Origin of the sequence: Curtobacterium sp. 24E2 (assembly GCF_016925595.1) — a bacterium.
Taxonomy (GTDB): domain Bacteria; phylum Actinomycetota; class Actinomycetes; order Actinomycetales; family Microbacteriaceae; genus Curtobacterium.
This window is the reverse complement of sequence record NZ_CP068987.1, coordinates 1,058,047-1,075,451: the sequence shown is the minus strand read 5'-3', so window position 1 is coordinate 1,075,451 and position 17,405 is coordinate 1,058,047. Positions and strand designations below refer to the sequence as shown.

Here is a 17,405-nt window from a genome sequence, read left to right as displayed (position 1 = left end):
CGTCAGGAGGCGGGCGTGGGGGACGACGTGGCCGTCGGCACATCCGACGGCACCGGACCGAGCGACGCCGAGGCCGTCGGCTCCGGGGTCACGGGTGCGGCCGGCGCCGCCGGGGAGGCGGACGGAGACGGGGAAGTGGACGGCGCGGGCGTCGCGGGCGGACCCGGCGACGTCGGTGACGCGGAGGGCGCGGGGGTCGGCGTCGTCGTCGGAGAGGGTGTCGGCGTCGGCGTCGGCGTCGGCGAGGGGCTGGGCGCAGGCCGCGCCACCGAGGTCGCTCGCCACCGCTTGGCCTTCGCGTCCCACCGCAGCTGGCCCCGCGCGGGCTTCGTGCCCGTGTTCAGCACGACGTCGCCGTCCCTCGGCGTCAGCAGCGCGACGTCGACGCCGATGAAGGGCGACACCGCGGAGACCTTCTGCTTCGCGGTCCGGGACACCAGCGGCGCGGGGCGCGAGGACGTCCCGTCCACCGTCACCCGCACCGGCGATGCCGCAGACGAGTTCAGCCGGAGCGCGGCACCCGACCCGGCGGGCTGGACGAGCCCCTGCACGGTGATCGTCGCGGGCGAGCGCAGGAGTGCCAGCGCACGGCCGTTCTTGAACGACGAGACGGACATCGTGGTCGCGAACGAGCTGTCGGCGTCAGCAGCCCGGACGGATCCGGTGCTCCGCGAGAGCCGCGCGAACGTGGCCGTGCTGATGCGGTATCCCGCGGCGGCGAGGGCGAACACGTTGCCGCCACCCGCAGCGGAGCTGTCGTCGGTGATAGTGAGCGTCCGGATCGTCGCCGAGGACTTCACGAGCTTCACGGAGTCGAACTGCGGCGCGAGCACCGGACAGGCGACGCCGCTCACGGTGACCATGGGGACGCTGCCGATGGCGAGCGCGACGCCGCTCGCGGCTCCGGTGGCGATCGAGCGGTTGGTCACGCGCCGCACGGTGACCGACGACGCACTGACGGCGGCGATCCGGACGATGCCGTTCACCGCCGCGCGGGCGCCAGCGGGCAGGGCGACGTCCTCGACCACGAGCGCGCCGAGCGTCCGGACGTCGACGTTCACGACCGTGCCGCTCGTGCCGGTCGCGGTGACGCCGGAGACGGTCCCCTCGAACCAGGTCGGGCCGGCGTAGTGCACGATCTGCACGGGCGACCCTCCGGTCACGGTGCCGACGAGCCCCGACACGGCGAACCGCCGGATGCGTCGCTGCACACCGTTCGCGCCGATGCCCGACGTCACCTTGAGCAGACAGAGCCACTGCTTGCCCTGCACGTCCTCGACGACGACGTCGGTGATGTCCCCTTCGCAGTCCCCGAGCTTCGAGCCGGCGTGGGTCTGCCCGTCCACCGTGGTGAAGGCCACCAGGTCGTCCCCGGTCCGCTCCCCGTGATCCGCCGCACCGCGATCCGCGCGGACGGGCCCTGGAAGTGCACGCCGTCCGAGGCGGTGTCGATGAAGGCGACGTCCTCCACCGTGACGTCGGTCACGTCCCCGAAGGACACCGCGTACTGCCCGCCGACCTGGGCGCTGCCGGTGGAGTGTACGGTGAGGCCGGTGAGGGTCACCCGGGAGGCCCGGCGGATCAGCAGGCCGTGCGACTCGGTGGTCTGCGAGACGGAGTTCTTGCTGTGGTTCGTCCACGTGCCACCGGTGATGGTGATGTCACTGTCGTTCGGTGGGAAGACGAGGGTCGTCGCACCCGCGACCGTCGCGGTCGCGGGTGCGACGAGGGTCGCCCGGGTCGATGACTGCACCGACACGATCCGGCCGTACATCGATCCCGGCACGGCCGCGTTGCCGGCGCGCGGTCCCGCTCCGACGACCTGCACGCGACGGCCGACCATCGCAGCGCTGAACACCGCGGCCGTCGTCGTCACGACCGCAGACCCGGCACGGACGGCGGCCGTGGTGCGGGCGCTCGGGATCGCGGCGGCGTTCCGGAGCACGTTGTCCCCGATCGCGCCGGTGACGCTCGCGGCGGAGGCGTCGAGCTGCGTACCGGATCGGATCACGAGCGGGCCGGAGAGGACGGCGGCGCCGCGGAGCACCCGCACGCCCCCGACGGCGAGCCAAGCGTTGATCGCCGCGGTGCTCGTGCGCGGGTTGACGGTCATGACGGTCGCGTCGACGGCGGTCGCCCGGCCACCGGAGGCGACGACGGCACCGAGGGCTGCGACCGCACCGGCGGTGGTCAGCCCGAGCATCCGCCGACGCGAGGGGCGCAGCGCTTCGAGCGGGTTCGGGTGGCCCGGCATGGTGTCGTTCCGTTCGTTGCCACTCGGGCGTGCTGTGCCGCGGCGAGACGGCGGTCCTGCGGGTGCGCTCCGGCGGGGGTACCCGATGGCCGACCGGGTGAGGGAGCCTCCAGTTCGTGGGCCCCTCGGTATCGACATGTAAGATATCAGCAGCTAGGATGGGAGAACACTCTCGACTTCAGGAGATCCCATGCGCAACCACAGCACACCGCTGCTCGATGATCTCGACCTCGACGAGATCATCGGGAATCGTTCGAACGCAGACGACCTCGAGGTGAGCGTGGAGTTCGTCCGAGGCCGATCGGTCCTCGTCACCGGCGCCGGTGGCTCGATCGGGAGCGAACTCTGCCGACAGCTGATGCGCTTCGACCCCGCCGAGGTCATCATGCTCGACCGCGACGAGACCGCTCTGCAGCACGTCCAGGTCTCCGTCGCGGGGCACGGTCTGCTCGACACCCGTGACGTCGTCCTGGCGGACATCCGCGACGCCGAGGCGATCCGCGACGTGATGCTCGACCGACGTCCCGACGTGGTGTTCCACGCGGCCGCGTTGAAGCACCTCCCGATGCTCGAGCAGTACCCGGCCGAGGGCTGGAAGACCAACGTCCTGGGCACGCGCAACGTGCTCGCCGCCGCGACGGAGGCCGGCGTCCGGACCCTGGTGAACATCTCGACGGACAAGGCCGCGAACCCGACGAGCGTCCTCGGTCAGACGAAGCGGCTGGCGGAGCGGCTCACCGCGTGGACCGCTGCCGAGACGGGGCACGACTACGTGTCGGTCCGGTTCGGCAACGTGCTCGGCAGCCGCGGATCGATGCTCCCACTCTTCGCGGACCTCATCCGCAACGGCCAGCCGGTCACGGTCACGCACCCGGATGCCACCAGGTACTTCATGTCCATCCCCGAGGCATGCCACCTGGTGATCCAGGCTGCTGCGATCGCCCAGCCCGGCGAGGTCCTCGTCCTGGACATGGGCGAGCCGGTCCGGATCCTCGACATCGCACAGCGCATGATCGCGGCGATGGGTGGCGGGTCGGACATCGTGTTCTCTGGCCTGCGACCCGGCGAGAAGCTGCACGAAGACCTCATCGGTCAAGGCGAGACTGAGGACCGCCCCGTGCACCCGAAGATCTCACACACGGCGGTGCCACCGCTCGACCCCGCTTCGTTCGGTGGGCCGGACCGGGCGAACACCGCACCGATCCTGCTGGCCGCCGCGTGACGGACGGGAGGCGCGGTGCCAGCTGGCACCGCGCCTCCCGGATCCGGACAGTCGCGTCGACTACACGGCGACCGCCACGCGGTCGTCCGCAGTCTCGGAAACGGCGGCGTCCGCCGCCGGCGCCCGACGCACCCACTTCTTCAGCCCGACCAGGACCAGCGCGGACACGATCGTGCCGGCCAGGATCGCGACGATGAACATCGCGACGTCACCGATGGCGAAGAACACGAAGATCCCACCGTGCGGCGCCCGCGAGGTCACACCGGCAGCCATCGAGATCGCACCCGTGACCGCGGCACCGACCATCGACGCCGGGATGACACGCAACGGGTCGGCGGCCGCGAACGGGATCGCACCCTCGGAGATGAAGGACGCTCCGAGCAGCCAGGCGGCCTTGCCGTTCTCGCGCTCGGGCTTCGTGAACCCCTTGCGGTACAGGACGGTCGACGCGAGTGCCAGGGCGAGCGGCGGCACCATGCCGGCTGCCATGACGGCGGCCATGATCTCGAACGGCACGACGTTGGTGGCGGTCCCGGCACCGAGGCCCGCGACGGCGAACGCGTAGGCCACCTTGTTGACCGGGCCACCGAGGTCGAACGCCATCATCAGGCCGAGGATGATGCCGAGCAGGATCGCCGAGGCACCGGACAGCGAGTTGAGGAACTCGGTCAGCTGTGTCATCAGCCAGGCGATCGGTCCACCGAGCACGAGCAGCATGAGGCCGGAGGCGATGATCGACGCGAAGAGCGGGATGATCACGACGGGCATCAGGCCGCGCAGCCAGCGCCAGGTCGGGATGCGCCCGATCCAGTAGGCGGCGGCACCGGCGATGAGACCACCGATCAGGCCGCCGAGGAACCCGGCGTTCATGAACACGGCGATGGAGCCGGCGACGAAGCCGGGCGCGATGCCGGGTCGATCGGCCATGGCGTAGGCGATGTACCCGGCGAGCGCTGCGACCAGGAAGCCGAGCGATATCCCGCCGATCTGGAAGGCGGCGGCGCCGAGGTAGTAGCCGAGGCCCTGGGGCGGCAGGTTCAGCAGCGTGTAGTTCGTCAGCGTGAACACGGCGTTGTTCTGGCCGGAGTCACCGTGCTGCAGCGCGATGCCGTACCCGGCGAGCAGGAAGCCGAGCGCGATGAGCAGCCCGCCGCCCGCGACGAACGGGATCATGTAGCTGACGCCGGTGAGCAGCCAGCGCTTGAGTGCCTGCCCGAAGTGCTCGTTCTTCGTGTTCGTCTCGGTCGTGGCGGCACCACCCTGGACCCGCGCGGCGTTCGGGTCGTCCGAGGCGCGGATGGCCTCGGCGATCATCTTGTCGGGCTCGTCGACGCCGCGCTTGACGGGGCCGGAGACGAGGGGCTTGCCGGCGAAGCGACCGCGGTCGCGGACGTCGACGTCGACCGCGAACACGACGGCGTCGGCGCGGGCGATGAGGGCCGGGTCGAGGGGCTCGACCTGCGAGGAGCCCTGGGTCTCGACGTGCATCTCAGCGCCGGCGCGCTGCGCCGCGGCGACGAGGGCGTCGGCCGCCATGTAGGTGTGCGCGATGCCGGTCGGGCAGGCGGTGACGCCGACGAAGACCTTGCGGCCCGGCGTCGGTGCGGCGGTCGGACTGGAGGCACTGCTCGCCTTCCCGACGCCGGCTTCGGACACCTCGCCGCTCACCTCGCGGTCGACCAGCTGGACGATCTCGTCCGGGGTCGCTGCGGCGCGCAGGGCGGCGGTGAAGTCGTCGCGGATGAGGGCCCGGGCCAGCGTCGAGAGGACCGTCAGGTGGTCCTTGTCGGCCCCCTCGGGCACGGCGATCATGAACACGATGTCGGCGTCTCCGTCCGGGGCGCCGAACGACACCTTCCGGGCGAGACGCGCGAACGCCAGGGTCGGCTCGGACACCGACGCCGAACGGGCGTGCGGGATCGCGATGCCGCCGGGCACGCCGGTGCCGACGCTGGCCTCGCGCTTGATGGCGTCCTCGGCCAGCACCCGGCCGTCTGCGGCGCGGCCGGTCGCGGCGACGCGGTCGGCGAGGACGCGGATGACGTCGGCCGAGGTGGCACCGAGGTCCTCGTCGAGGCCGACGAGCTGGGCGCTGATGAGGCGCGGACTCGAGTCTGCGGACATGTGCTTGCTCCTTCGCAATGGCGCTGGTCGCGCGGGTCGTGCAGGTGTTCGGGGAGTGGGGGTGTTCTGGCTGGGCGGGGTCAGGCGGGCTCGGGTGCCGGGTGCGTGGTGAGCACCTGGACCGAGATCGCCGTCGGGTCGGTGTGGTCGAGGGCGGGGACGTCACTGCCGGGCAGGGCTGCGGCGGCGGCTCCGGTCGCGACGGCCTGGGCGAGGCGCTGCTCGGGCGACGCTCCGGCCACCTCGGCGAGCAGGTAGCCCGCGAGCGAGGAGTCCCCTGCGCCGACGGTGGAGCGGGCGACGATCCGCGGTGCTGCGGCGGCGAAGGCACCCTCGTCCGACACCAGCACGGCGCCGGCGCTGCCGAGGGTCAGCAGGACCGAGCCGACGTTCCGGTCGCGCAACCGCTCTGCAGCGGCCACGGCGGCGTCGAGGTCCTGCTCGTAGGTGTCCGGGTCGCCGCCGACGACCTCGGCGAGCTCCTCGGCGTTCGGCTTGACCAGGTCGATCCGCTCGCCGGACTGCAGCAGTGCGGTGAACGGGACGCCGGACGAGTCGACCGCGATCCGGACGTCCTCACCGTGGCGTGCACGGACGGCGCGCACGAGCACGGCGAGCGCGTCGTCGGGGAGTCCGGGCGGGAGCGATCCGGCGAAGACCACCCAGCGGGCGGCGGGTCCGGTGGCGGTCGCCGCGGCCGTGTCGGCGACCAGGTCGGCCAAGTCGGCCAGCCGACCGGCGAGCGACGGACCGGGCTCGTTGAGCTTCGTGGTGGTGCCGGTCGGCTCGGTCACGGTGACGTTCGAGCGGAGCGGCGCACCGATCGGCAGGGCGGCGGTCGGGATGCCGCGCGTGGCGAGCCCGAGCAGCACGGGGTCGAGCTCGTCGCCCGGCAGCACGGCGATGGTGTCCCCACCGCTCGCGACCACGACCCGGGACACGTTGACGCCCTTGCCGCCGGGCTCCGCGGTGGAGCGGGTGGCGCGCTGGACGGCGCCGCGCTGCAGTTCGCCGGAGAGCTCGATGGTGCGGTCGAGGCTCGGGTTCGGCGTGACGGTGACGATGCGGCGGCTCATGCGACGACGACCTCGACGTCGGCGTCGGTCAGGGCACCGGCGAGGTCGGCCGGCGGCTCCTGGTCGGTGACCACGGTGTCGATCTCGTCGAGCCGGGCGAAGCGCATCAGGGCCTCGACCCCGTGCTTCGCGGCGTCGGCGAGCACGACGGCTCGGCGGGCGGCGAGGACGTAGGCGCCCTTGACGGCGGCCTCGTACTCGTCCGGGGTGCTCAGCCCGAAACCGGCGGACAGGCCGTTCGTGCCGACGAACGCGATGTCGGGCCGCAGGGCGCTGATCTGCTCGACGGTGGCGGTGCCGACGGCGGCGCTCGTGACCCCGCGCACCCGGCCACCGAGCAGGTGCAGCTCGACGTGCTCGCTGTGCTGCAGGGTCGCGGCGATCGGGACGGAGTTCGTGATGACGGTGAGGGTCGCGCCGGCGGTGGCGGGTTCCCACCGTGCGAGTTCAGCGGCGACGGCGGCGCAGGTGGTGCCGGCGTCGATCGCGATCGACCCGGTGAAGGTCGAGGGCACGAGGCGCATCGCGGCGCGGGCGATCTCGGACTTCGCGGAACCGTGCTGCCCCTCGCGCTCGGCGACGGAGAGTTCGACGACGCTCGAGCGGCCGATCGGCACCGCTCCCCCGTGCACGCGGCGCAGGACCCCGGCGGACTCGAGCGAGTCGAGGTCACGGCGCACGGTCTCGGTGGTGACGTCGAAGTGCTCGGCCAGGTCGGCGACGGAGACCCGGCCGGCGTCCTGCAGCGCTGCTGCGATGGCGTCGTGCCGCTCGGTTGCGTACATGCCCGAACTCCTTCGTTCCCGTGGGTTTCAGGAACCATAAGCCACAAACCCACACAAACACAACCACCCCGCCCGCGTCCCCCTCCACCGAGGTTCCGAAATCTCGGCATCTCGCGGCGCCCACAGCCCGTCCGTGGAACCTCGGCGTCCAGCACGCGGCATGTCGTGGAACCTCGACGGACGGCACACGCACGAACACCCCGCCGTGCTCGTGCACGACGGGGTGTTCGGTACGACGGTCAGCCCTTGACGGCTCCCGCGGTCATACCGCTGACGAGCCGACGCTGCACGATGAGGAAGAAGACGACCACGGGGATCGAGAACAGCACGCTCGCCGCCATCAACCCACCGAAGTCCGTGCCCTTGTTCGTCGAGAAGCCCGCGAGCCAGACCGGCAGCGTGTACATCCCCTGGTCCTTGAGCATCACGTACGCGATCAGGTAGTCGTTCCACGCCGCGATGAAGGCGAAGACGCTCGTGGCGATGACCCCCGGCATCACGAGCGGGAACAGCACGCTCCACAGGATCCGGAAGGTGCCGGCCCCGTCGACCTTCGCGGCCTCCTCGATCTCGACGGGGACCGCCACGAAGAACCCGCGCATCACCCAGATCGAGAACGGCAGCACGCTCGCGACGTACGCCAGGATCAGCCCGACGTAGCTGTTGAGCAGCCCGAGGGTCTGGAACGACAGGAACAGCGGGATGAGCAGCGCACCCGACGGGATCATCTGCACGAACAGGATGCCCACCAGGATCGCCCGCCGCCCACGGAACCGGAACCGCGACAGCGCCGCCGAGGCCAGGAACCCGACCACGATCGACAGCAGCACGGCGGCCACCACGACGATGGTCGAGTTCCGCAGGTAGACCAGGAACCCCTCTTGGGTGAGCGCGCGGGTGAAGTTGTCGAGCGTGGGGTGCAACGGCGCCCAGATCGGGGTCATGGTGGTGACCTCGTCCGCCGGCTTGAAGGCGGTGTTCACCATCCAGTAGATCGGGAACACCCACACCAGGCAGAACACCACCGCGATGGTGTTCGCGACCACGCGCGGCTTCCGCCTTCGCGAACGCGCGGGAGCCGGCGCGGACGCCGGCGCCCGCACCGGCGCAGCATTCGAGACGGTCACAGGTCCTCCTCCCCGCTGCGGACGAGCCGGCGGATGTAGTAGCTGGTGAGCGCGCCGAGGATCACGGTCGAGATGACGGCGATCGCGGCGCCCTGGCCGTACGCGTTGGAGACGAACGACTTCACGAACGTCCAGATGCCGAGCGTCAGGGTGGCCTCTTCCGGACCGCCCCTCGTGAGCAGCCAGATCTGGTTGAAGACGTTGAAGTCCCAGATCACCGACAGGATCGACACGAGCAGCAGGGTCGGGGCGAGTGCCGGCAGCGTGATCGCGCGGTACATCGTCCACGTCGAGGCACCGTCGAGCGCCCCGGCCTCGTAGTACTCCGGCGCGATCTGCGACTGCGCGGCGTACAGCGTCAGGGCCACGAACGGCACGGCCTGCCAGATCACGAGCGTGAGCACGATCGTGTACGCCTGGCCGGGGTGCGACGCCCAGTTGTCCTGCGTGTGGTCGCCGAACACCCGCAGCTGCGTGATGAGCCAGTTGAGCACGCCGTAGAACGGCTGGAACAGCCACTGCCACACCAGGCTCGACGCGACGTTCGGCATCGCCCAGGCCAGCACGAGCACGACGCTGACCACCGTGCGCATCGCGACGCCGAGTCGGGTGAGCAGCTGCGCGACGCCCATCCCGATGACGATCGTGCCGAGCACCATCGCCCCGGTGACCAGGACGGTGCGCAAGATGACCGGCCAGAACGACGCGTCCGTCAGGACGTTCGTGTAGTTCGAGACGCCGGCGAACCCGGCTTCCCCGGTGAAGATCGCTCGGAGCCCGTAGTCCTGGAACGAGATGACGACGAGCCGGACGAGCGGGTAGACGACGAGCGCGAGCAGCAGGATCGCCGCGGGGGCCAGCAGGACGAGCGGAGCGCGCGAGCCCACCGACGACCGACGACGGCTGCCACGACCGCCGACGACCGGCCCGGGACTGTCCGAGCGCCCCCGGCCGCGGCCGGGATCGGCCGAACGCCCGCCGGCGACCGGCTCGGACTGCTCCGAACCGGTCGCCTGCTCTGCAGTGGAGGTCATCGACTACGGCTGCGCGTTCAGCGCGGTCGTGAGGTGCTTCGAGAAGCCCTCGGCGGCCTGCTCCGGTGACTTCCGCCCGGTGGCGATGTCCGCGAACATCGACTGGAACGACGCGTCGCCCTCGATCGTCGCCCAGCCCGGCGTCGCCGGGGTCGGACGGCTCGTGCCCGCCGCCGCGAAGTACGGCTTGTGCAGGGTGTCGACGTCGTCGGCCACGGCGTCGAGCAGCTCGGTCGAGTTCGGTTCCCAGCCGTCGACGCCGAACACCTGGTCCTGCTGGAACTCCTTCGAGGTCAGGATCTTCAGGTAGTACAAGGCGAGGTCCTGGTTGGCGGCCTTCGCCGGGATCCCGAGGTCGGAGCCGCCGAGGAACACCGGCTGGGTCTTGCCGTCCGTCTGCGAGGGCATCGGGAACGTGCCGATCTGGTCGGCGAGCGCCGGCTTCGCGGTGGTGATCGAGCCGATCTCCCACGCCGAGCCGAGGAACGCCGAGGTGTTGCCCTGCGCGAAGACGTCGCTCTGCGAGGGCTTGTCGGTGTTGATGTCCTGCGTCGACGTCGCGGAGTAGTCGTTCTGGAACGTCTTCCACGCCGTCAGGCCCTTGACCGCATCGGAGGAGTCGAGCTCTCCGGTCCACTTGCCGTCCTTGTCGGAGGCGATCTCGCCGCCGGCGTCCCAGACCCACTGCAGCCCGCCGTACCAGTACTGGCCGGGCATGTAGAAGGCGGAGAAGTCGCTCGCCGTGTTGGCCGCCTTGACCTTGTCCAGGTCGGCAGTGAGCTCGTCGTAGGTGGTCGGCACGTCGGTGACGCCGGCGTCCTTCCAGACCTTCTTGTTGTAGACGACGGCGCGGTTGCCGGCGAACAGCGGAGCGCCGTAGAGCTTGTCGTCCACCGTCGCCGGCCCCTCGAGCCCGGTGAGCCAGGTCTGGCCGTCCTTGAGCTCGTCGCGGTACGGCGTCAGGTCCATGAGACCGCCGGCCGCTGCGTAGACCGGCACCTGCGTGTTGCCGAGGTCGACGACGTCGGGGGCGTCGTCCTGGGCGAGGGCCGTGGTGAGCTTCGTGGTGATCCCGTCCCACTGCTGGGTCTGGATCTTCACCTTCGCCCCGGTGTCCTTGGTGAACTGCTCCTGGGCGGCGTCGAGGACCTTGTCGCTCAGGTCGCCGTTCATCATCCAGACGGTGATGGTCTTGCCCTTGCCATCGGGTGTGCCGATGGCCTTCGTGCCGCCGTCAGGAAGCTCCGTTGCTTCCGGCGGAGCACCCGGTGAGGGCGAGCGCGGCCGCCAGGCCGAGCGCACCGAGTGCGGCGAAACGCGTGCGTGTCACGTTGACTCCCTTGGTCCGACCTTTATGAAAGGACGTTGCGTATTCGCAATAGAAGACCTTCCAGGAGCCCTTGTCAATCGTTGGATCGGTCCCTGTGAGCGGGTTCGATCCGCGTGTTTCCGGGGATCACGGATGTCGAACAGATCGTCGCCAACGCTTGACGCGACTGGTCATGACCAGGCATGATCTGCGCCGCGCGTCGGCGGGGTGGACGGGGCGACCGGGAGGCCCGGTGCCGGTCTCGCAGACCGGCACCGGGCCTCCCGGATCACCACCACTTCCGTCAGACGGCCGCCAGGGCGGACGTCGGTGGGATGCGCGCTGCGCGCGCCGCCGGGTACCACCCGGACACGCCTCCGATGACGACGGTCGCGCCGAGCCCGCCGCCGACGGCCCACAGCGGGATCGCCACCGGCCACCCCTGCGCCAGGGCGAAGGCGACCGTGACCCCGACGCCGATCAGGACCCCGGCGACGCCACCCAGGAACGACAGCAGCAGCGACTCGACCAGGAACTGGTCACGGATGTTCCGCCGTCGTGCGCCGAGGGCACGACGCACCCCCACCTCGGCACGACGTTCCAGCACCGTGATCACCATCGTGTTCGCGACCCCGATGCCGCCGACGAGCAGGGCGACACCGCCGATGCCGACCAACAAGCCGGTGAACGAGTCGTCGGTGGCGTCCTTCGCGGCGAGCGCGTCGGACGGCCGCGTCACCCCGACGTCCTGCGGCGCTCCGGGCCGGATCGCGCCGGCGAGGACGTCTCGGGCCTGCTCGACGCGGAACGGGTCGACGCGCGTGTAGACCGCGGTCGGCGCGCCGTCGAACCCGAGCTGCCCGGCGAGGGTCCGGGGGACGAACACGCTGTTGTCGAGGTCCTCGGCGAGCGCGAGCGGTCGCAGGACCCCGACGACCTGTACCCACTGCCCGCCGATCCAGACCCGGCTGTCCGACCGGACCTCGTCGATGCCGAGGGCATCGGCGGCCTCGGCACCGAGCACGACCTGCGGGGCCGCTCTCCGGGTGTCGTCGATCCACCGGCCGGCGGCGAGCTCACCGCCGAGCACCTCCGGGACGTCACCCCAGGCCGCCAGCACGGAGATGCCCTTCGTCTCCGGGGCCGGGACGAACCCGTTGCGGTAGACCGCGGTCTCCGGGACGGTGCCGATCGCGGCCGCGGACTCGACGTCGTCCTGACGCTGCACCGACTCGAAGGCGGTGTCCGGCAGCGGCGGCGTCTCACCGAATCCCTGCGCCTGGGTGACGGTGAGCACGTTCGTGCCGAGGGCGTCGAGGACCTGGTCGACCTTCGCCTTGCTCGACGACGAGATGCCGACGACCGCGATCATCGCCGCGATGCCGATGGCGATGCCGAGGGCCGACAGGACGACGCGGCCGGGCCGGGTCCGCAGGCCGAACACCCCGAGCCGGAGCAGGTCCGCCGGGCTGACGGTTCCTCGGGCGCTCACCGGTCGCCCCGGATCGCGGCGGCGAGTGCTTCGGCGCCGCCCGCGGCGTCGTCCTGCGAGACGAGACCGTCGCGCATCCGCACCTGCCGGGGCAGCGAGGCCGCGAGTTCGAGGTCGTGGGTGATGACGAGCACAGTGGTCCCGCCGTCATTGAGCTCGCGCAGCAGCCCGAGGACCGCCGTGCCCGAGGCGGTGTCGAGTGCCCCGGTCGGCTCGTCCGCCAACAGGATGGTGGGTTCGCCGACGATGGCCCGGGCGATCGCCACCCGCTGCTTCTCGCCGCCGGACAGCTGGTGGGGGCGGTGGTCGACCCGGTGCCCGAGCCCGACCCGGCCCAGTGCGTCGACCGCACGTCGGTGCCGGTCGCGGCGCGGGATGCCCGCGTAGAGCAGACCGTCGGCGACGTTCTCGGCGGCGGTCGCCCCGGCCTGCAGGTGGAAGTGCTGGAACACGAAGCCGATGTGGTCGGCCCGCAGTCGCGACAGGGCGTCGTCGGACATCGAGGCGACGTCGTTGCCGGCGATCGTCACGGTGCCGGACGTCGGCCGGTCGAGCGTCCCGACGATGTTGAGCATGGTCGACTTGCCGGAGCCGGACGGTCCGACGACGGCGACGAGTTCCCCGGCCGCGACCTCGAGCGAGACGCCGCGGAGCGCGCCGACGTCCCCGTAGGTCTTCACGACGTCCTCGAGCGACAGGACGATCTCGCGGTCCGCCATGGTCGTGGGGGTCATCCGGGCACCACCACGCGGTCACCGGCCGCGACGTCGCCGCTGATCGCCACGCGGCCGCCGGCGGTGAACCCCGGTTCGACGGGTACGCGCTCGGTCCGGCCGCCCTGCTGCACGACGTCGACCGCGTACGAGCCGCCGGAGCCCGCGACGAGCGCCGACACCGGGACCGACAGCACGCCCCGTTCGGTGGTGCCCTTCGCGTCGATCTGGGCGGAGGCGGCCGCGGGCAGCTTCCGGTCGCCGGGATCGAAGGACACCGACACCAGGACCTTGGTGCCGCCGTCCTCGCCGGTCTCGGGCTGGATGTCCGCGACCTCGCCGCGCATCGCGGCGCCGGTCCCGTTCACCCGGACGTCGACCCGGGTGCCGACCGCCAGTCGCTCGGCGTCGCGCTGCGAGACCGTGGCCGAGACGACCCGCTTCGTGCTCGTGACCTGCAGCACGTCTCCGCCGGCGCCGCCGCCAGCACCCTCCGCGCCGGCGGCGCCGGTCGACTGGCCGAGCTTGCCGTCCACCGACGCGACGCGCACTGCGCCGTCGACGAACGCGATGTCGTCGGCGGTGAGGACTCCGGTGACCTCGTGACCGCGGTCCCCCTGCCACCGGCGCACCGCCGCCTGGGTCCGCGGCCCGAACTCGTCGTCCACGGACACGTCGTAGCCCAGGGCCGCGAGGTTCTCGTTGAGCTGCCGCACGTCGGTGCCGTGCATGCCACGGGACAGGTCGCGCCAGAGCGGAACCGTGCCGTACATCGAGCGCACACCGCGCTCGTCCACCGCGTACAGGTACTCGTCACGCTGGATGACGTCGCCGGGGCGGGGCAGCCACGTGATGGTCCCGGCGGCCGCGGCGGGCACGCCGGTCGGGGTGCCGTAGCCGAGTGTGCCGGCGAAGACCTTCGAGTCGGTCAGGTCGCCCTTCGTGACGGTCGTGGTGGGCCCGGAGTAGGCGTCGTCCGAGGCTGCCGAAGCGGGCGTCTGCGGTCCCGGGGCGACGGCCGCCCACGTGCCGACACCGACACCGGTGGCCGCGACGAGGCAGGCGCCGATGAGCAGCGACCGACGCCGGACGGCGCGGCTCACTGGCCGATCCCGGTGACGTCGGACCCGATGGCTTCCTCGTCGCACTTCTTCGCGACCTCGTCGAAGGCTGCCGCGTCGTCCGGCTGGTAGCTCCGCTGGCGCTCCTCGTCGTCGGGGTAGTCGGAGAACCCGCCTTCGCGGATGCACTTCGCGGCCGCCTGCATCTTCTCGGCGAAGCCCTCGATGGGCTTCGCCTGCTCCGCCGATCCCGCTCCCTTCCCGTCGCCGAGGCACGCCGTGAGGTCGCTCTTGTACTGGTCGGGGTCGACGCCGTCCGGGGTGCTGAGGTTCACCGTGCCGCCGCTGCTCGGCGAGACGGGCATGTCGTAGCCCTTCCCGCGCATGCAGTCGGTGAGCGCCGCGCCCTGGCGAGCGGAGCCGGTCGTGGGGCTGGTGGCCTCGCCCGCGTCCGAACTCGAGCACCCGGCGAGCAGTCCGGGTAGCAGCACGACGGCCAGGGCTGCCGAGGCGAGGAGCGAGCGGGTCCGACGGTTGGTGGGATCGGTGATCGTCTTCATTTGATCCAGGACACCGGATCAGCTGTTTCGCGCCACGTCCCTCCGGGTTTGCACCGACGAAACACCGACGCGGATCTCGAGTCCGCCGGACGGCCGAGCGGCGATCGACAGCGTCCACCCGTGCGCGTGCACGATCGCCGCCACGATGGACAGCCCGAGGCCGCTGTGCCGTGCGCCGGACGAACCGGACGGACACCGTCGGAACGGCTCGACGAGGCGGGGGCCTCGTCCGCCGGTACCACCGGTCCGGAGTTCTCGACGACGATCCCGTCCGGCGCGGTGGTCACCCGGACGAACCCGCCGGGTTCGTTGTACTCGACGGCGTTGCCGACCAGGTTGCCGAGGAGCTGCCGCAGCAGCGTCGGCTCGGCGTCGACGATCAGGCCGGGAGGCCCGGTGCGGGTCTCGTGCGTCAGCGCCACCCCGGCGTCGGCCGCGTTCCGGGCCGCCCCCGCGATCACCTCGGCGGTCACGTCGTCCACGTGGACCACCTGCGTCGTGCCGTCGAGCCCACGGTCGGCCTCGGCGAGCACGAGCAGCGACTCGACCAGGTGCTCGGTCCGCCGGTTCTGCTCGAGCAGCTCGTCGCGGACGGCCCGGACGTCGTCGGGATCGGCGTCGTCGTGCAACCCGATCTGCACGGCGGCGCGTTGCACCGCGAGCGGGGTGCGGAGTTCGTGCGACGCTTGCGCCACGAACCGCCGCTGGCTCTCGAACGCCGTCTCGAGCCGGTCGAGCAGGTCGTCGACGGTGCTCGACAGCCGCCGGAGCTCGTCGTCGGGACCGACGAGGGCGATCCGCTCGTGGAGGTTCGAGGCGGTGATCCGGTTCGCGGTGGCGGTGATCCGGTCGATCGGCCCGAGCATGCGCCTGCTGACGAACCACCCGACGCCACCTGCGAGCACCCCGGCGACGACGACCCCCACTGCCGACCACTGCCACTGCAGCGAGTTGGCCTCGGTGACGATGCGCAGGGTCTGCGTTCCCCGAGTCGTTCCGGGGCGATCGGGACGGCGGACGGGATCCGAGCCGTCTCCCCGCCGTCCTGACCGACCACGGGGAGCGTCCGGGCGAACGACTGCTGCGACGCGAGGTTCACGAACACCAGTACGGCGGCGGTCAACACCATCGACGCCCCGGCGAAGACGAGGGCCGTCCGGACGCGGATCGTGAGCGTCCGCATCACAGGGCGTACCCCTGGCCGGGCACCGTCCGGATCGGGTCCGGGTCGCCGAGCTTGCGGCGGAGTTTCGACATGGTCACCCGGACGGCGGCGGTGAACGGGTCGATGTTCATGTCCCAGACCTTCTCGAGGAGTTCCTCGGCGGGGACGATCCGGCCGTCGGCACGCAGCAGGGTCTCGAGCACGCCGAGCTCCTTCGCGGTGAGGTCGAGCGGGCGGCCGTCACGCGTCGCCATCCGCCGGTTCGTGTCGACGAGCACTCCGGCGCGTTCGAGCACCGGCGCGACGGGGGCGACGCTCCGGCGTCCGAGCGCGCGGACCCGCGCGACGAGCTCCGGGTATTCGAACGGCTTCGCCAGGTAGTCGTCGGCGCCCAGTTCGAGGCCGTTCACCCGGTCGGTCAGGGTGGTCGCCGCGGTGAGCATGAGGATGCGGGTGAGGCTCCCCGCGCCGCGAGCCGCCGGGCCACCTCGTCGCCGTGCACACCGGGGAGGTCCCGGTCGAGCACGACGACGTCATAGTCGTTCACCGCCAGGAGCTCGTCTGCGTGGTCACCCCGGTGGGCGACGTCGACCGCCATGCCCTGTCGGGTCAACCCCGTCGCGACGAGGTCGGCGAGGGCTGTCTCATCATCCACCACGAGTACGCGCATCCCGACATCACATGCGATATTCTTGTGGATCAGCTGGGTCGACGCGGACGACGCCGGCGTCCTCGTCGACGTGCACCACGAATCCGGTGCCGCGAACGGCCGGAGCGATCGTGAGCGGGATGGTGTCGATCGTCAGGGGATCCATGTGCCCAGCCTGGGGTGACGGCTGTTTCGCCGCCGTAACGGTCAGCGCGACGCGTCGAACGGGACCTCGCCGTGGCCGCTCACGCCGGCGCGCTGGCGGTAGGCCAGGTGCCCGCCGAGGTACCCGCCGACCCCGACCACCGAGAGCGCGGCGAACCCGAGGAGCTTGCCGGCCCCGTGGTTGCCGTTCTTCCGCTGCCACCACGACAGCCCGTACAGCGAGATACCGACCCAGTTGACGGCCTGGTGCACCCACCCGGTGCGCAGCTGTTCGCGGTTCAGCTCGGACCAGTCCACGTACCCGGCCACGCTCGCGCTGCCGGAGGACACGAGTCCGACGCCGACCAGGGTCTTCGCGGCCTTCGCGTTGCCCTTCCCGCCGAACACGTCGAGCACCGCGGCCGAGATCCACGCCCCGAGCGGCACCTGCACCATGAGCGGATGGATCGGGTGCCCGAACGGCACCCCGTGCAGCAACTGCCGCAGAGCCTTCGGCCGGGCGAGGGCGTTCACGACGGAACGGTCGATGTCGATGGCCTTGTCGAGCACGCTCGCGTGCTCGACGGTGTCGGTGAGGCGACGGATCGCGCGGATCTCAGGCATGCCCTGCAGCCAACCCGGGAGGCCCGTGCCGGGTCCCAGGAACCGGCACCGGGCCTCCAGGCTGGT

General features: G+C 71.5%; 14 protein-coding genes and 2 pseudogenes. 1 reads left to right on the top strand and 15 read right to left on the bottom strand.

The genetic code is table 11. The features are described from left to right. Positions 1–2: 2 nt before the first annotated feature. Positions 3–1,361 carry a hypothetical protein gene (locus JN350_RS05395; RefSeq protein ID WP_205463812.1) on the bottom strand — a complete coding sequence of 453 codons (1,359 nt, stop codon included), beginning with the start codon at positions 1,359–1,361 and terminating at the stop codon, positions 3–5. A 1,191-nt stretch (positions 1,362–2,552) separates the two neighbouring features. On the opposite strand from JN350_RS05395, the pseudogene JN350_RS05390 reads away from it, so the two are divergent. Next, a pseudogene (locus tag JN350_RS05390) lies at positions 2,553–3,476 on the top strand (UDP-N-acetylglucosamine 4,6-dehydratase family protein); the annotation flags it as partial. Between the two features lie 60 nt (positions 3,477–3,536). Here JN350_RS05390 and JN350_RS05385 read toward each other — a convergent pair. From JN350_RS05385 to JN350_RS05320, 14 genes and pseudogenes are all read right to left on the bottom strand, one after another. Beyond that, positions 3,537–5,600, bottom strand: coding sequence for a PTS fructose transporter subunit IIABC (locus JN350_RS05385; RefSeq protein ID WP_205463810.1), 2,064 nt, complete (start codon positions 5,598–5,600; stop codon positions 3,537–3,539). Between the two features lie 80 nt (positions 5,601–5,680). Continuing rightward, positions 5,681–6,676, bottom strand: coding sequence for a 1-phosphofructokinase family hexose kinase (locus JN350_RS05380; protein WP_205463809.1), 996 nt, complete (start codon positions 6,674–6,676; stop codon positions 5,681–5,683). Further along, on the bottom strand, positions 6,673–7,461 hold the full coding sequence (locus tag JN350_RS05375) for a DeoR/GlpR family DNA-binding transcription regulator (RefSeq protein WP_205463808.1): 789 nt from the start codon (positions 7,459–7,461) through the stop codon (positions 6,673–6,675). The genes JN350_RS05380 and JN350_RS05375 overlap by 4 nt, the downstream gene beginning before the upstream one ends. Before the next feature lie 239 nt (positions 7,462–7,700). After that, positions 7,701–8,507, bottom strand: a complete 807-nt coding sequence (locus JN350_RS05370) for a carbohydrate ABC transporter permease (RefSeq protein ID WP_240347571.1) — start codon at positions 8,505–8,507, stop codon at positions 7,701–7,703. 77 nt (positions 8,508–8,584) lie between these two features. Next, positions 8,585–9,622, bottom strand: a complete 1,038-nt coding sequence (locus JN350_RS05365) for a carbohydrate ABC transporter permease (RefSeq protein ID WP_205463807.1) — start codon at positions 9,620–9,622, stop codon at positions 8,585–8,587. Between the two features lie 3 nt (positions 9,623–9,625). Further along, complete coding sequence (locus tag JN350_RS05360) at positions 9,626–10,798, bottom strand: extracellular solute-binding protein (RefSeq protein WP_205463806.1); 1,173 nt, start codon at positions 10,796–10,798, stop codon at positions 9,626–9,628. A gap of 437 nt (positions 10,799–11,235) precedes the next feature. After that, a complete protein-coding gene (locus tag JN350_RS05355; RefSeq protein WP_205463805.1) occupies positions 11,236–12,423 on the bottom strand; it encodes an ABC transporter permease in 1,188 nt (395 codons plus the stop codon). Continuing rightward, positions 12,420–13,157, bottom strand: coding sequence for an ABC transporter ATP-binding protein (locus JN350_RS05350; RefSeq protein WP_240347570.1), 738 nt, complete (start codon positions 13,155–13,157; stop codon positions 12,420–12,422). Before JN350_RS05350 ends, JN350_RS05355 begins: the two co-directional genes overlap by 4 nt. After that, entirely contained in the window at positions 13,154–14,239 is a 1,086-nt protein-coding gene (locus JN350_RS05345; protein WP_205463804.1) for a peptidoglycan-binding protein, read from the bottom strand. The genes JN350_RS05350 and JN350_RS05345 overlap by 4 nt, the downstream gene beginning before the upstream one ends. Continuing rightward, positions 14,236–14,757, bottom strand: a complete 522-nt coding sequence (locus JN350_RS05340) for a hypothetical protein (RefSeq protein WP_205463803.1) — start codon at positions 14,755–14,757, stop codon at positions 14,236–14,238. Before JN350_RS05340 ends, JN350_RS05345 begins: the two co-directional genes overlap by 4 nt. Beyond that, positions 14,754–15,683, bottom strand: a complete 930-nt coding sequence (locus JN350_RS05335; RefSeq protein ID WP_205463802.1) for a sensor histidine kinase — start codon at positions 15,681–15,683, stop codon at positions 14,754–14,756. Before JN350_RS05335 ends, JN350_RS05340 begins: the two co-directional genes overlap by 4 nt. Positions 15,684–15,939: 256 nt before the next feature. Then, a pseudogene (locus JN350_RS05330) lies at positions 15,940–16,592 on the bottom strand (response regulator transcription factor). Positions 16,593–16,599: 7 nt separating this feature from the next. Beyond that, positions 16,600–16,737, bottom strand: a complete 138-nt coding sequence (locus JN350_RS05325) for a hypothetical protein (RefSeq protein WP_205463801.1) — start codon at positions 16,735–16,737, stop codon at positions 16,600–16,602. Positions 16,738–16,778: 41 nt separating this feature from the next. Beyond that, positions 16,779–17,339, bottom strand: coding sequence for a DUF2231 domain-containing protein (locus JN350_RS05320; protein ID WP_205463800.1), 561 nt, complete (start codon positions 17,337–17,339; stop codon positions 16,779–16,781). Positions 17,340–17,405 lie beyond the last annotated feature (66 nt).

Excerpts from the sequence above, each read along its gene's own strand:
- JN350_RS05385 (WP_205463810.1), bottom strand. The coding sequence starts at position 5,600 with ATGTCCGCAGACTCGAGTCCGCGCCTCATCAGCGCCCAGCTCGTCGGC.
- JN350_RS05380 (WP_205463809.1), bottom strand. The coding sequence starts at position 6,676 with ATGAGCCGCCGCATCGTCACCGTCACGCCGAACCCGAGCCTCGACCGC.
- JN350_RS05375 (WP_205463808.1), bottom strand. The coding sequence starts at position 7,461 with ATGTACGCAACCGAGCGGCACGACGCCATCGCAGCAGCGCTGCAGGAC.
- JN350_RS05365 (WP_205463807.1), bottom strand. The coding sequence starts at position 9,622 with ATGACCTCCACTGCAGAGCAGGCGACCGGTTCGGAGCAGTCCGAGCCG.
- JN350_RS05360 (WP_205463806.1), bottom strand. The coding sequence starts at position 10,798 with ATGATGAACGGCGACCTGAGCGACAAGGTCCTCGACGCCGCCCAGGAG.
- JN350_RS05350 (WP_240347570.1), bottom strand. The coding sequence starts at position 13,157 with ATGACCCCCACGACCATGGCGGACCGCGAGATCGTCCTGTCGCTCGAG.
- JN350_RS05340 (WP_205463803.1), bottom strand. The coding sequence starts at position 14,757 with ATGAAGACGATCACCGATCCCACCAACCGTCGGACCCGCTCGCTCCTC.
- JN350_RS05325 (WP_205463801.1), bottom strand. The coding sequence starts at position 16,737 with ATGGATCCCCTGACGATCGACACCATCCCGCTCACGATCGCTCCGGCC.
- JN350_RS05320 (WP_205463800.1), bottom strand. The coding sequence starts at position 17,339 with ATGCCTGAGATCCGCGCGATCCGTCGCCTCACCGACACCGTCGAGCAC.